This window comes from Mesorhizobium sp. BHscii (assembly GCF_053848065.1).
In genome coordinates this window covers 225,494-237,659 of the sequence record NZ_JBSPKW010000005.1, presented here as the reverse complement: position 1 = coordinate 237,659, position 12,166 = coordinate 225,494, and the positions used below count along the sequence as shown (strand labels likewise).

Genomic DNA, 12,166 nt, shown 5'->3' with positions numbered 1-12,166 from the left:
CGATGCTCTCGTTTGCAGGCGCTGAAGCAAGATCGGGAGCATCAGCACATATACGACGCAAGCTTCATGCCCGACAACGCGAAACCCGGGCTGCCAAGCGCATCGGCATATCTTGCGTCACCGTCCATATGCTAATGCTCCCAAAAAATGGGCATTATGCGGCTTCCACCCGGCGCTCATGCGACCGGACAAACTCCTCAAGCATCTCGAAGATTGGCCCCTTCATGTCGTCACGCGCCAGCGCGAAGGCGATATTGGCTTGGATGAACCCTTCCTTCGAGCCGCAGTCGAACATCCGGCCGTTGAAGGGCTGGGCAAAGAAAGCCTGGCTCTTCGCAAGGCGAACCATGGCGTCGGTCAGCTGGATTTCGTTGCCGGCGCCGCGCTGCTGATTGCCGAGCAGCGCGAATATCTCGGGCTGCAGGATGTAGCGGCCGTTGATGTAGTAGTTCGACGGCGCATTGGCTGGAGCCGGCTTTTCGACCATGGCGGTGACCTCGAAGCCCGAGCCGACATCGGCGCCGCAGCCGACAATGCCGTATTTGCTGGTCTCGGTCGGATCGCAGCGCTCGACGGCGATGACGTTTCCGCCGGTCTGTGCATAGAGGTCGGCAATTTCAGCGAGACATCCACGCCCGCCGAAGGACACCATGTCCGGCAACAGCAATGCGAAAGGTTCATCGCCGATGACTTCCCGGGCGCACCATACCGCATGGCCGAGACCTTGCGGCGACTGCTGCCGGATGAAGCTCGTCGCACCAGCCACGGGAAGCAGGCTTTCGAGCGCCTGAAGCTGCGCCGTCTTGCCGGTCTGCTCCAAAGTCCCGATCAATTCTGGATGCAGGTCGAAATAATCCTCTATGACTGCCTTGTTGCGGCCCGTCACGAAGACAATGTGCTCGATGCCGGCTTCGAACGCCTCGTCCACCGCATATTGCACGACAGGCCTGTCGACGACCGGCAGCATTTCCTTCGGCATCGACTTGGTCGCCGGCAGGAATCGCGTTCCAAGCCCCGCTACCGGTATGACTGCCTTCCTGACTTTTTTCATTGCATATTCCTTCTGAGGAGATCGACTTCACCCTGTCGCAGGCCGCGAAAACTGTTTTCACCTGCCTGCACCTTTCACCTCCCCCGCACCCACGGCAAATTGTGCCGCCACCCTTCGCAGCCGAACGGCGATCGGCATGCTCATATGCCGAACGGCCGCCGGATCGCTGAGCGCCGTCCACACCGCCTTGAGCGGGGACCGCGCCTTGATGTGCTGGACAAGCGACAGGAACGACGCCGCCTTGCGCAGGCTGCGTGTGCGCCTTGCGAAAGCGGCCTCGGCCTTGGCGTCCATCGAATGGGTTCTGGCGAAGGCGAGATCGGCCTTGCGCATCGCCTCCACGTGATGAAGTTCGAGCACGCGGGAAATGGAGCCGGTCCGGATATGGTAGACGTAGCCGGTCGTCGGCTCGACCACACATTTGCCGCCCTTGGCCAGAGCGCTGGCCAGCAGGATGTAATCTTCGCCGATGATCAGGCCCTCGTCATAGCGAAGCCCGTTTTCGTTCAGGAAGCGTCGCTGGAAGATCGGCTTGAGATAGCCGAGATTGAACCTGGATTCGAAGACCACATTGCCGGCGATATAGTCCGCTAGCGAGATTTCACTTAAGCCCTCGAGATAGTCGGCCGGGAACATCGTCTCTTCGGCAACGCCGTCCTCGCGAACGACCTGGAGATTGTCGACCGCGATCTCGGCGCCCGCTTTCTCCGCGCGGTCAATCATGGTGCAGATCCGCCCGGGATAGATCGCGTCATCGGAATCGAGGACCGCGACCCACCGGCCGCGGGCAAGCTCAAGGCCGGCATTCCTGGCGCCGCCGGGACCACGGTTCTGTGCAAGGGCGACGACGCGCACGATATCCTCGGGGTAGGATCGCGCCAGATCGAGCGTCCGGTCGCGCGACTGATCGTCGACGACGATCACCTCAACGCTGACATCGCGCTGGGCGATGGCGCTGGCGATCGCCCGCTCGATGGTCAGCTCCGCATTGTAGGCGGCAATGACAAAGGTGACGTCAGGCTGCACGCTTGCCCCCTTCCTGCGGCGATGGCAGGCCGTATTGGCGGATTTCACGCACACCGACGAGACCGCTCACGACGCCGACATGCATGATGCCGCGAAGCACGCTGCGGTTCCTGCGCACGGGATTGATGGCGACCGGGATTGCCAATGCGAAACAGTAGACCGCCTTTGCCGAGGCGAGGCCGACTTGCCTGACCAGCGCGAGGCCACTCGCGTCGCGCCCCAGGAGGTGCCCATGCGTCTGCCCGACGCGGAACCGGCGGCGGCGGAGCCAGTCGAATGCGGCCCTGGCGCGCGGCACCACTTCATCGACCCAGGCTTGCGGCGAAAAGGCGATGCGACCGCCGGCCTTGACCATATGGTCGAAGAATTCGGTGTCCTCGCCGCCGGTCTGGCCACGCGCCAGGCTGAATCGCCGGCCTCGGAGGCTGTCGGCGCCCATCCTGAGCAGGACGTTGCAGGTGTAGCCGGTGCGGATCTCGCCGCCCACCCAGACCGGCAGGGTGGAGTGAAAATCGCCGCGGCGCATCCAGGCGGGCGCATCGGGCCGATAGCGCGCCCGCACCGGTCCGAGCACGGCGGCAGCGCCACTCACTTCCGCCGTCGCAACCAGTTCGGCGAGCCATCTGGACGATGCCGTTTCGTCATCGTCGAGGAAGGCGACGAAATCCGCCATGCTGGCGTCGAGGCAGGCGTTGCGGGCGATCGAGATGTTGCGCGCCGGGCAATGACGATAGCTGATCGGCAGCTTCAACGTCTCCGCCAGCGTCGCCACCAGCAACTCGGCCGTCGGCCCGTCATCATTGTCGGCGACGATGACGCGGATGTCGAATCCCGAAGGCACCTCCAGGGCGGCTATGGAGCGAAGCGTGTCGGCAAGCTCCGGCCGCCGAAACGTGCAGACGCAGATGTCGATGCTGCGGTTTTTTTCGGCCACACCCATCACGCTACCTTCCTACTCTGTGATCGCGGTCCAAGCAGTTGCAGCCAGAAGCCAACGGACCAGCCGAAATGCATGACCATCGCCGAAATCCCAGCAAGCGCATTGTCCGGATTGCGCTGGCTGATGGCAGTCCACACGCCATAGCCGAGACAAACCGACGCCCACACCAGAAGCGGCACGACCGCCAACCAATGCACGAAGAAAAAGGCAGAGAGGAGGACAACGGGGAACACCAGAAGCGGCACCATCTGCCGGACCTTCGGTATCATGCGGTGCTTGAGAACGTTCTTTGCGCGGCCGCGGCCATAGCCGAGATACTGGAAATACAGGCCGGCGAGCGACGCGCGCGGGTAATAGATCATTTGCGTCTTGCCGCTCATCCAGATTCGGTAACCGGCCTGACGGAGCCGATAGTCGAACTCCGCATCCTCGTTGTGGCTGAACGTCTCGTCATAGCCGCCCACCGCCTTGAAGGCCGATATCCGCATCAGCGCATGGTGGCCGTGGTCGACCCACTCGCCCGCTGAGAGATGCCGGTGCTTCGAGCCGCCCGTGCCGAGCTTGGAATTCTGTGCAGCCGCCACCGCTTTCTGCACCGTGCCGCTGCCGCTGGTCAGCATGGAGACGACGACCGAATCGGCGCCGGTGGCCAGCGCCTCCTCGACCAGCCGATCGCAATAGTCGGGGGGATAGCCGCCATGCGCGTCGATGCGAATGAGATATTCCGCTCCCTCGCCGTAACTGGCAACGGCGAGATTGATCGCCGCGCTCTGGAGGCGCTTTTCATTGTGAAGAAGGATGATCCGCGGATCTTTCCCGGCAATCTCCTCGACGATTGCCCTCGTGCCGTCCGTGCTGCCGCCATCGGCAACGACGATCCGGGCACCGAGCCTCTCGGCCGACGGTCGAAGCTCATGAACAAGCGCACCGATGTGAGCCGCTTCGTTCAGGCACGGAATCACGATCAGGCTGGGCGCAAGCTTTTCGGTTGGCATCATCGGCCCATGTCCATCGATAGCCATCCTAAGCCAGTGCCTGGGCAGCATACGGACCCTGCACAACCGTCAACCCGCGAAGCTTTTCGACGAGCGCCCGGCAATCGCTGCGATCATGGCTCCAGGTTCGCGGATTGCGGGCAAAAACACGCGCCCGCAATTTCCCGAAACGATGCTCGTCCATATCCCCCAGGGCGGCTTCGAGTGCCTCCGGCGTGGCTTGAGGCAAAAGCACGCCTATACCCTGCCGGTCGAGGAACCGGCCGGTTTCGGTGTTGGCCATCGAGATCGGCACGGCGCCGAAGCGGCAGCCCTCGTAGAGACGGTTGGGCAGCAGCCATTCGGAATTCAGCCCATGCTCGAAAAAATCGATGGCCCAGGAGAAATGGACCTCGCGGTAGATCGTGGCCATATCCTCGGGGTTCCGATAGGGCCCGCCAAACGAAAGCCAGGGCTCGGCTTCGACAAAACCGTGAAAATCCGGAAATTCGGAAAGCGCCGGGCGGCCCCTGAGGATGATTTCGAAGCGACCGTCGAGCCGTCGGGAAAATTCGGCCAGAAGCTCCAGGGAGCGGCGGCACCGGAGCGCACCGAACCAGCCGATCCGCCAAGGCGGAGCGACGGGATCATCCGCCACTATGCGATCATCCCGCGCAACCGCGGCAGGCTCGAAATATTTGTTCTCAAGCAGCTCGACCGGCGCGGCAATCTGCCCAAACGGCTTGAAATAATTGGCGATAAACGCCGGCGAACTGGTCACCAGCAGCTTTACATCCCTGGCCAGATAGCGTTCCGCGCCGCGCATCGCCTTACCCAAAAAGTCGCCGCGAAGCACAAGGCGATGAATGTCGAGGCACTCGTAGACGATCGGCACCGTCGCCTGGAACGCCGATCTGGCACGCCGGGCAAGCGCCAGCATTTCCAGATTGCGCGCGATGATGAGGTCGGGTCTTGGCATTGAGCCGAGCTTCGAGCCGATCGAGACCGCCGCCTTTGTGACTGCTGCCAACCGCTGGGCGAATCGGCCGTCGCGCGTCGCGCCAAGGTCGATCGGGCGCAAGCCTTCGACGTCGGCGACCGGGCTTGCTGTCCGACGGAAGCCCGCCAGTGTGACCTGGGCGCCACCTGCCTTAAGCATTATGATCCGCCGGCGCACTGCCGGGTCGGAGACGTCGTGTACCAAGTACAAGACATGCAGCATGAAAACTCGACCGCTGTTGGCCCGCCCACAGGGATGCTAGTACAGCTCTTGCTGCATCGCAACATTTTTGGTGCTATGTAGCGGATTTAGCGGTTGTCGCGCACCGCACAAACATTAGGCCGCGCGAATGTTCTATTGCGTTGCAGCAAAAAATCGGTTTTCATATGACGAGAAGTTGGTGAGAATTGGGGCCGGGGGGTTCATGCGCTTGTATTTGGTTCCAGTGGAATTGCAGGATTTGGCAGTTCTGCGCCCATAGGGCAGTTCGCTAAAATCCCCTATCCCGCTGTTTGGATACGGTGGTTAGGCATGGCCAAGTCTCTTCGTATTGCCGTCTATAACGACAAATATCCGACCAGTTTCGTTACGCCGCGCGTCTCCAGACATACAATCCTGCGAAAGCGGTTCCTACCGTTCAACCTGGTCTCGTCGAAGTTGGAAGGTGTGACGTTGATCGAGCCTGCCCTGTCCGTCGACGTGGTGCATGCGTTCAACCGGATCCCGGTCAATTCTTCGAAATTCATCATCTCGTTCGAATCCCATTTGCCGCGTCAGTTCGCCCTTCGCAAGCGCGGGCCGATGGCTCGTTACCTGGCGTCGCGGATTGCGAACCCCGGCTGCCGCCGCATTATTGCCTTGTCGCATTTTGCCCGCAGGTGTTTTCTGGGTCAGCACGCCGACAATCCGAACGTAAGCCTTCTGACGGAGAAGTTGATGGTCCGCCATCCGAACATCGTCGTGCCTGCCGTGGAAGATGCGATGCTTGAGAACACCGCGGAGGAACTTGTGCTGACGTTCGTCGGCGCCCATTTTGGCCGTAAGGGCGGCTGCGTCGCGGTCAAGATCGCGGAAAAAGCAATAGAGCAGAATTTGCCTATCCGAGTGAACATCGTTTCGAGTCTGCAGGTAGGCGGCGGCATATGGACGGATCCGACAACTCCAGGATTCTTTGACCAGTATATCAAGTTGCTCGACCTGAAGAATGTCCAGCATTATAGCGCGTTGCCAAACCATTCGGTGCGACGATTGTTGCGCCATTCGCATTTTGGTATCCTAGCCACCTTCGGCGATACATTTGGATACTCGGCGATAGAATCGATGTCGGAACACACCCCGGTTCTCGGAACGGGGGTCTGTGCCCTGCCTGAATTCCTGGAGGATGGTGTCAACGGAATCTCATTACCCATGAGACTCAACGATCTCGGCAATTGCTGGAATCCGGGATACAACTCGCGCGGCGAGGCGAAATTTGCCCAATACTTCCAGGATGAGGTCGAGCGCCTCGCTTGCCTGTCCATCGAACGATTGAAGACATATATTGGTCAGCCGAAGCTGATGGCGCCACTGCGACGTCAAGCCCGGTGGACGGCAGAGATCATGTTTGCCGCGGAACCGGCGGGCGCATTCCTCGATGCGCTTTACGACCGTGTGGCGTTGGAGCGAACCAAAGAACCTGTGCAACTCGACCCGGCCCTTGATGCTTCATCTCCGGAAGCCTTGCCGCTTGAACCCGACAAGCAGAAGATATCCCCGCGCCACGGTGGCACGCCGGCAGCATCGCTCAGCGTCTTGCCACCCCGGATGGCCTGGCGTGCATGAACGCTCGACGGCTATCGCAGTCGTACCTCACGAGAGCGTGAGAATCGGATTGGGTTGCCATTGTAATTTGGCGTGCTGAGCGGCGGAGATCGTGCTCCTTCCTGGGATTCGGATAGCCTACTGTCGCTCCGAATTTCCGGGCTGTTTTGTTGCGTTGCAACATTTTTGATGCGGTGTCGGGAAATCGCCATATCGTTGTGGGAAGCTGTGAAGCTACTGCCGGCGCGGACGCCGCCCGCGCCGGCACCGAGCGAGGTGAAGTGAATGCGCGCACCGGCAAAATCACCGCTCTGCACACTGAAAAACCGGGTCGACGCGGACCCGCATACGAGAAATTCCTGAGCGAGGCGCTGCCGCTGTTTGGCCCGACCCGCAAGATCGGATGGCTGGTCACCAGCCGGCTTGAGAAATACCGCACCACACGGAAGCATGGCTCCAAAAGCACGACATCAAATACGACAAGCTGATCATGCTCGAACTGCCGAGCAAGGCGGAGCGGCAGCGGCTTGGCGTGCATGGCAATTTCAAGGCCGATTTCTAGCGCAAGTCCGATGCCATGCTGTTCATCGAAAGCGAGCACCAGCAGGCCCTCAAGATCGCCGAGCTTTCCGGCAAACCGGTGCTGTGCGTGGAAACGCATCTGGTCATCCCGACTCGCTGTCGCTGCCTGCACTTGGACGGATCGCCCGCAACTTTCCAGGCAGTTTGAAACAGATGAATTCGCAGGAAGGGCGCAAGACGGCCATCAAGATCGTCGCGCGCAGGCTGCTTGGCGAACGCGGCTATAAGACACTGAAGAGCCGGGTCAAACGACCGGCTTAGATGTCGAGCCAAAACTGGGGCCAAGGGACATCATGCCGCCGATTTCACCATTTACGGTGTGGTTCGCCGGTCACCACGAACGGCCATCATGAGCCGTCGGGAAAGCTGGAATCTGCCATCGGAGATAGACGCATGAATTTCACACGCAGACAACTGTCGGCTCTTCTTGCTACCTCGGCAGCATTGCAACTGGTTCATAGTCGAGCCGTGGCAGAGAGTGTTGCCGCAGGAGACGCGGAAGCTGCCGTTGACGAGCTTCCGGATTGGTCAGCGGTCAAGCTCCAACTTTGGAAGTATAACAATCCCTTCGTGCCATCGCAGTGGGGCGAGCCCAAGCTCGGAGGTTATGACTGGAAGGCGGCGAACGCCAAAATCGTTGACGGCGCGCTTCAGCTTACTGTCAGCGAGAAAGCTTCCGCACAGGTCGTAGCCGGCGGTAAATCGGACTTTTCATCGGCAAGGTGGGAAGTGGATGTCACTCTCCCGACGATGAAGCCAGGGCTTGTTGCAGCTCCGCTTTGGACTTTTAACGACAAAGCCCATGAGGAAATCGATTTTGAATTCGTGGGCACGAAAGGACTACAGCTCAATGTTTGGGCAAACGTCGACAATCAGCACAAGAGCGTTTGGCTAAAGTGGATCCAACTCGGCGACCTCTCGGGGAAAAGATACCGCCTTGGCATAGAATACGAGGCGGGAAAACGTGTTGCTTTCCTCATTGACGGCAAAGAAGCTGCCGTGGTTACGCCGGCTGACACTCTGGGCGGTGCCTTTCCGAACAAGCCCATGAAGGCGTACTTCGATCTATGGGTTGCGGCAGGCGCGGTGATGGACGCAGGTTGGGCCGGCAAATGGGAGCCGATGCCGGCGTCGGACAAACTTGTCATGACAATTCATGGCTACAGGCGAACTGATGTCGATCAGTGAGATTGCAATTCATCCGACCGCTGCGCAACCTCAGTTCAAGCCTCAAGCGCATGCTTTTGGGCGACATGCATTAATCAGGCGGCTTGGCGCGAACCCTGTTGGGCCGCCCGGTCGAGCATCGAAAAGAAGGTCGCGAACTGACGTTCAGGATCCAGCGCCGGCCGCTCGGAAAATTCACGTGCCGCCGCCGAGAGCCGTTCATATTCCTGGCTGTCGTTCCACAGCCGCCTGATCGCCGCGACCCAGTCGTCGAGCGGTGCGTCATAATCGAGCACCACGCCACCGGCGCCAATCGCTTCCGGCAGGCCGCCGCGCCGGGACCCGACGACCGGAATGCCGCTGCAATGGGCCTCGGATGCCACGCGCCCCCAGGCCTCTTCCCATTTGCTGGGCGCCAGCAGGATCTTGGTCCGGCTATAGACCGTCTTCATGTCGCTGGTGCGGCTTTCCAGCCTGACATTGCGCAGCGGCGCGATGGTCCGTTCGATCTGTGCCCGGTGGTCGTCGTCGAGCTTCCAGCTTTCGACGAACAGGAACGGAATTTCGGAGCATTGGCCGGCAATGCGCACCGCGAGTTCGAACCCTTTTTCATTGTAAGGGTTGATCAGCGTAACAAACTCGCCTGTCGTCGGCGTGCTGTAGAGCTCGGGATTGATGGTCGGCGGTATGACCGTCGAATCGATGTCGAATTTTGCCTTGTAGGTGCGCGCCGTGAACTCGGAATTCGCGATATAAAGCGCCGAATGCAGCTCTCGCAGATCCCCGCCCAATTCGTGGAATTCGACGTTCCGCAGATAGACGACCAGCGGCACGCCAAGCGCCTGCAGCGCCTTTCCGATCGGCACCGATTTGTGGCACTGCACGACGGCGACGTCGGGATCGAGCCTTTCGACGGCAAAGCGCGCCGCTTCCCAGGGAAACCACGCCCGCACCACAGGGTAACCGGGATAGCTGTCGATGACGGCGCGCTGCCTCAGAAGCTTCATCTTGGCGCGCGCCTTGTAGCCAAAGACGCCCTGGCCGAACAGCGCGGCAAGCACTGATGCCTCGTGGCCATGTTCAAGCAACTGTTCGGCCAGATGGTGGGTGCTGGATTGGACACCGCCGCTGAATTGGGGAGTGTAACCGTTGCCACCTGCAAAAAGGACTTTCATGCGTCCGGCTCCTTGTCGCATTCTGGGTTTGTTCAAAGGCGGTTTACGAAGGCAGAAGATATCCATCAGTTCCCGCCAGCCTCCGTCGTGTCCCGCTGTCATGGCAACAGGCTTTCCCGCATGATCTCACGCCGCCATCCTGCCGATGCTGTGATATTCGATGCCGTAGCGAGCGATGACCTTGGGGTCGTAGAGATTTCGGCCGTCGAAGATGATCGGCGTGATCAGCGCATCCTTCATCGCGTCGAACGACGGCGCCTGGAAGTTCTTCCACTCGGTTGCGATCATGAGCGCATCGGCGCCACGCAGCGCTGCCTCCTTGGTCCCGCACAAAAGCAGATCCTCGCGCAGTCCGTAGATGGCCTGGCATTCCTGCATCGCCTCGGGATCGTAAGCCTGCACTTTGGCACCGGCCTTCCAGAGCGCTTCCATCAAGACACGCGCCGGCGCCTCGCGCATGTCGTCGGTATTGGGCTTGAAAGCGAGGCCCCACAGCGCAAAGGTCTTGCCCTTCAGATTGCCCTTGAAATAGCGGTTCACCTTGTCGAACAGGACCGACTTCTGTTCGTTGTTGCGTTCCTCGACCGCGCGCAGCAGCTTGGCATCGAATTTGACGCCTTCGGCAGTCTTGATCAGGGCGCGCACGTCCTTGGGGAAGCATGAGCCGCCATAGCCGAGGCCCGGATAGATGAAGTGGTAGCCGATGCGCGGATCGCTGCCGATGCCCTTGCGGACCTCCTCGATGTCGGCGCCGAGTTCCTCGGCCAGGTTGGCCATTTCGTTCATAAAGCTGATCTTGGTCGCCAGCATGCAATTGGCCGCGTATTTGGTGAACTCGGCGCTGCGCACATCCATCACGATCATCTTTTCGTGGTTGCGGTTGAACGGAGCGTAAAGCTCACGCATCACTGCCTCGGTATCCTCGCTGCCGGTGCCGACGATGATGCGGTCGGGCTTCATGCAGTCGGCCACCGCGGAGCCTTCCTTGAGGAATTCCGGATTGGAGGCGACGTCGAAACCCAGATCCTCGCGGCCGCGCGCCTTCAGCGTCGCGGCGATCCTGGCCTTTATCTTCTCGCAGGTGCCGACCGGCACGGTCGACTTACCGACGACGATCTTGGGCGCGTCCATCTCCCGGCCGATGGCCTCGGCAACGGCCAGCACATATTTGAGGTCGGCAGAACCATCCTCGCCCGGAGGCGTGCCGACAGCGATCATCTGGATCTGGCCATGCTTGACGGCGGCCGCGGCATCGGTGGTGAACTTGATGCGGCCGGCCGCGTGGTTCTCCTTGACGAGGTTTTCGAGCCCGGGCTCGAAAATCGGGATGAGGCCCTGATTGAGCCGCTCGACCTTTTTCACGTCGATGTCGACGCACACCACCTGGTGTCCGACTTCGGCAAGCACCGCCGCCTGCACGAGACCGACATAGCCAATTCCAAAGACCGTCAAATTCATTTGGTTTCATTCCTGTTCAAGACTTCGGAGCGCTTTCGGTCCGGCCGGTTCAGATTAGTCTTTACTTTATGCTGCATGCCAGCGATTCCGGAAACTGGCATGGCTGGCCTAGCGCCGTGAATGCGACACGGTCCACTTGCATGATGAGTTTTCGACCCGGATCCGAAAACGGTCCCATCCAGTTCTTCAGCGTGTCGCTGCCCCACAGGCTGAAGAATATCTTTTGCGCATGAGTGGGCAGCTTTGCCGGATCTTTGATCGTGTTCACCAGTTGGCCGTTGACGTACCAGCGCAGCCTGTCCTTCTCCCAGACGAAGGCGTAGTCGTTAAAAGCCTTGTCGGTACCGCCAGCTACATCCACCAATTTCTCGTTCTTGCCCTTGCCGGCAATGTAGGCGTTGACCTGCACCTTGGAGGTGTCCTTCGTCAGCACCTCGAAGTCGATTTCGTCATGCGGCTGCTTGTCAGTGGGGCCGATGTAGGTGAAGAAGGCGGCATTGATGCCGGAGCCCGCATCGGTTTTCATCCGCGCCTCATAGGTGCCATAGCCGAAGCGCTGCTTGGTCTGGACCTCGCCGCAGGCAAAGTCGCGATCCTTTAGCTTCCGCTTTTCGAAACCGAGCGTCAGCATGCCGTCGGAAAGCCGGACCTGGCTTTTGGACCAGGTGCAGTTCTGGTGCTTGCCGTTCGTCCAGCCGTCGGCAATGTACCAACGCGCACGATCGAAGCTGGTGAAATCGTCGACGAACGATGGCGCAGTCGGGATGTCCTGCGAATGGGAAGGGGTCGGGCCTGCAACCAGGCTGCCGAGTGCGAGCAGCAGAAACGCGCCGCCCGAACATAGCTGCCTCAGGTTCCCTTGCCTGATCGAGCGCGTGAGCGGCCTGCCGCCGGTTGCGCGGGTGGACGTGCTTTTCGGATCCGCGTTCATACCAAACTCACCTTTGTGCTGCGCCCCCAACCCAAAGTCGACGCTCAAACCATGACGAAACG

The 12,166-nt window shown here is 60.3% G+C and carries 12 protein-coding genes; 4 read left to right on the top strand and 8 right to left on the bottom strand.

What is annotated here, in order from left to right:
- Window positions 1-154: 154 nt before the first annotated feature.
- The 5 genes from ACWTU7_RS10290 to ACWTU7_RS10270 are packed head-to-tail and all read right to left on the bottom strand — an operon-like array spanning window position 155 to window position 5,213.
- On the bottom strand, window positions 155-1,051 hold the full coding sequence (locus tag ACWTU7_RS10290; RefSeq protein ID WP_455839879.1) for a UTP--glucose-1-phosphate uridylyltransferase: 897 nt from the start codon (window positions 1,049-1,051) through the stop codon (window positions 155-157).
- 57 nt (window positions 1,052-1,108) lie between these two features.
- Entirely contained in the window at window positions 1,109-2,077 is a 969-nt protein-coding gene (locus tag ACWTU7_RS10285) for a glycosyltransferase family 2 protein (RefSeq protein ID WP_029347698.1), read from the bottom strand.
- Window positions 2,067-3,017 carry a glycosyltransferase gene (locus ACWTU7_RS10280; RefSeq protein WP_095517313.1) on the bottom strand — a complete coding sequence of 317 codons (951 nt, stop codon included), beginning with the start codon at window positions 3,015-3,017 and terminating at the stop codon, window positions 2,067-2,069. The genes ACWTU7_RS10285 and ACWTU7_RS10280 overlap by 11 nt, the downstream gene beginning before the upstream one ends.
- Window positions 3,017-4,015: a glycosyltransferase family 2 protein gene (locus ACWTU7_RS10275; protein ID WP_455839878.1), complete on the bottom strand. Its 999-nt coding sequence runs from the start codon at window positions 4,013-4,015 to the stop codon at window positions 3,017-3,019. Before ACWTU7_RS10275 ends, ACWTU7_RS10280 begins: the two co-directional genes overlap by 1 nt.
- A gap of 25 nt (window positions 4,016-4,040) precedes the next feature.
- Window positions 4,041-5,213, bottom strand: coding sequence for a glycosyl transferase family 1 (locus tag ACWTU7_RS10270; protein ID WP_455839877.1), 1,173 nt, complete (start codon window positions 5,211-5,213; stop codon window positions 4,041-4,043).
- Window positions 5,214-5,522: 309 nt separating this feature from the next.
- On the opposite strand from ACWTU7_RS10270, the gene ACWTU7_RS10265 reads away from it, so the two are divergent.
- The 4 genes from ACWTU7_RS10265 (at window position 5,523) to ACWTU7_RS10250 (ending at window position 8,561) form a co-directional block, all read left to right on the top strand.
- A complete protein-coding gene (locus ACWTU7_RS10265; RefSeq protein WP_095517315.1) occupies window positions 5,523-6,812 on the top strand; it encodes a glycosyltransferase in 1,290 nt (429 codons plus the stop codon).
- A 149-nt stretch (window positions 6,813-6,961) separates the two neighbouring features.
- Entirely contained in the window at window positions 6,962-7,279 is a 318-nt protein-coding gene (locus ACWTU7_RS10260) for a hypothetical protein (protein WP_455839876.1), read from the top strand.
- Between the two features lie 89 nt (window positions 7,280-7,368).
- Entirely contained in the window at window positions 7,369-7,521 is a 153-nt protein-coding gene (locus tag ACWTU7_RS10255; RefSeq protein ID WP_455839875.1) for a hypothetical protein, read from the top strand.
- 245 nt (window positions 7,522-7,766) lie between these two features.
- Complete coding sequence (locus tag ACWTU7_RS10250) at window positions 7,767-8,561, top strand: family 16 glycosylhydrolase (protein WP_455839874.1); 795 nt, start codon at window positions 7,767-7,769, stop codon at window positions 8,559-8,561.
- 74 nt (window positions 8,562-8,635) lie between these two features.
- On the opposite strand, the gene ACWTU7_RS10245 is transcribed toward ACWTU7_RS10250, so the two are convergent.
- The 3 genes from ACWTU7_RS10245 to exoK all read right to left on the bottom strand — a co-directional run bounded on the left by ACWTU7_RS10245 (window position 8,636) and on the right by exoK (window position 12,104).
- A complete protein-coding gene (locus tag ACWTU7_RS10245) occupies window positions 8,636-9,715 on the bottom strand; it encodes a glycosyltransferase (protein ID WP_095517317.1) in 1,080 nt (359 codons plus the stop codon).
- A gap of 126 nt (window positions 9,716-9,841) precedes the next feature.
- On the bottom strand, window positions 9,842-11,173 hold the full coding sequence (locus ACWTU7_RS10240) for a UDP-glucose dehydrogenase family protein (protein WP_029347687.1): 1,332 nt from the start codon (window positions 11,171-11,173) through the stop codon (window positions 9,842-9,844).
- A gap of 61 nt (window positions 11,174-11,234) precedes the next feature.
- Window positions 11,235-12,104 (bottom strand): endo-1,3-1,4-beta-glycanase ExoK, encoded by an 870-nt coding sequence (gene exoK, locus ACWTU7_RS10235; protein ID WP_455839873.1) that lies wholly within the window; start codon window positions 12,102-12,104, stop codon window positions 11,235-11,237.
- Window positions 12,105-12,166 lie beyond the last annotated feature (62 nt).

Bases quoted from the DNA above. Each gene is read 5' to 3' on its own strand.
- exoK (WP_455839873.1), bottom strand. From the start codon at position 12,104: ATGAACGCGGATCCGAAAAGCACGTCCACCCGCGCAACCGGCGGCAGG.
- ACWTU7_RS10280 (WP_095517313.1), bottom strand. From the start codon at position 3,017: ATGGGTGTGGCCGAAAAAAACCGCAGCATCGACATCTGCGTCTGCACG.
- ACWTU7_RS10250 (WP_455839874.1), top strand. From the start codon at position 7,767: ATGAATTTCACACGCAGACAACTGTCGGCTCTTCTTGCTACCTCGGCA.
- ACWTU7_RS10270 (WP_455839877.1), bottom strand. From the start codon at position 5,213: ATGCTGCATGTCTTGTACTTGGTACACGACGTCTCCGACCCGGCAGTG.
- ACWTU7_RS10240 (WP_029347687.1), bottom strand. From the start codon at position 11,173: ATGAATTTGACGGTCTTTGGAATTGGCTATGTCGGTCTCGTGCAGGCG.
- ACWTU7_RS10290 (WP_455839879.1), bottom strand. From the start codon at position 1,051: ATGAAAAAAGTCAGGAAGGCAGTCATACCGGTAGCGGGGCTTGGAACG.
- ACWTU7_RS10275 (WP_455839878.1), bottom strand. From the start codon at position 4,015: ATGATGCCAACCGAAAAGCTTGCGCCCAGCCTGATCGTGATTCCGTGC.
- ACWTU7_RS10245 (WP_095517317.1), bottom strand. From the start codon at position 9,715: ATGAAAGTCCTTTTTGCAGGTGGCAACGGTTACACTCCCCAATTCAGC.
- ACWTU7_RS10255 (WP_455839875.1), top strand. From the start codon at position 7,369: ATGCTGTTCATCGAAAGCGAGCACCAGCAGGCCCTCAAGATCGCCGAG.
- ACWTU7_RS10265 (WP_095517315.1), top strand. From the start codon at position 5,523: ATGGCCAAGTCTCTTCGTATTGCCGTCTATAACGACAAATATCCGACC.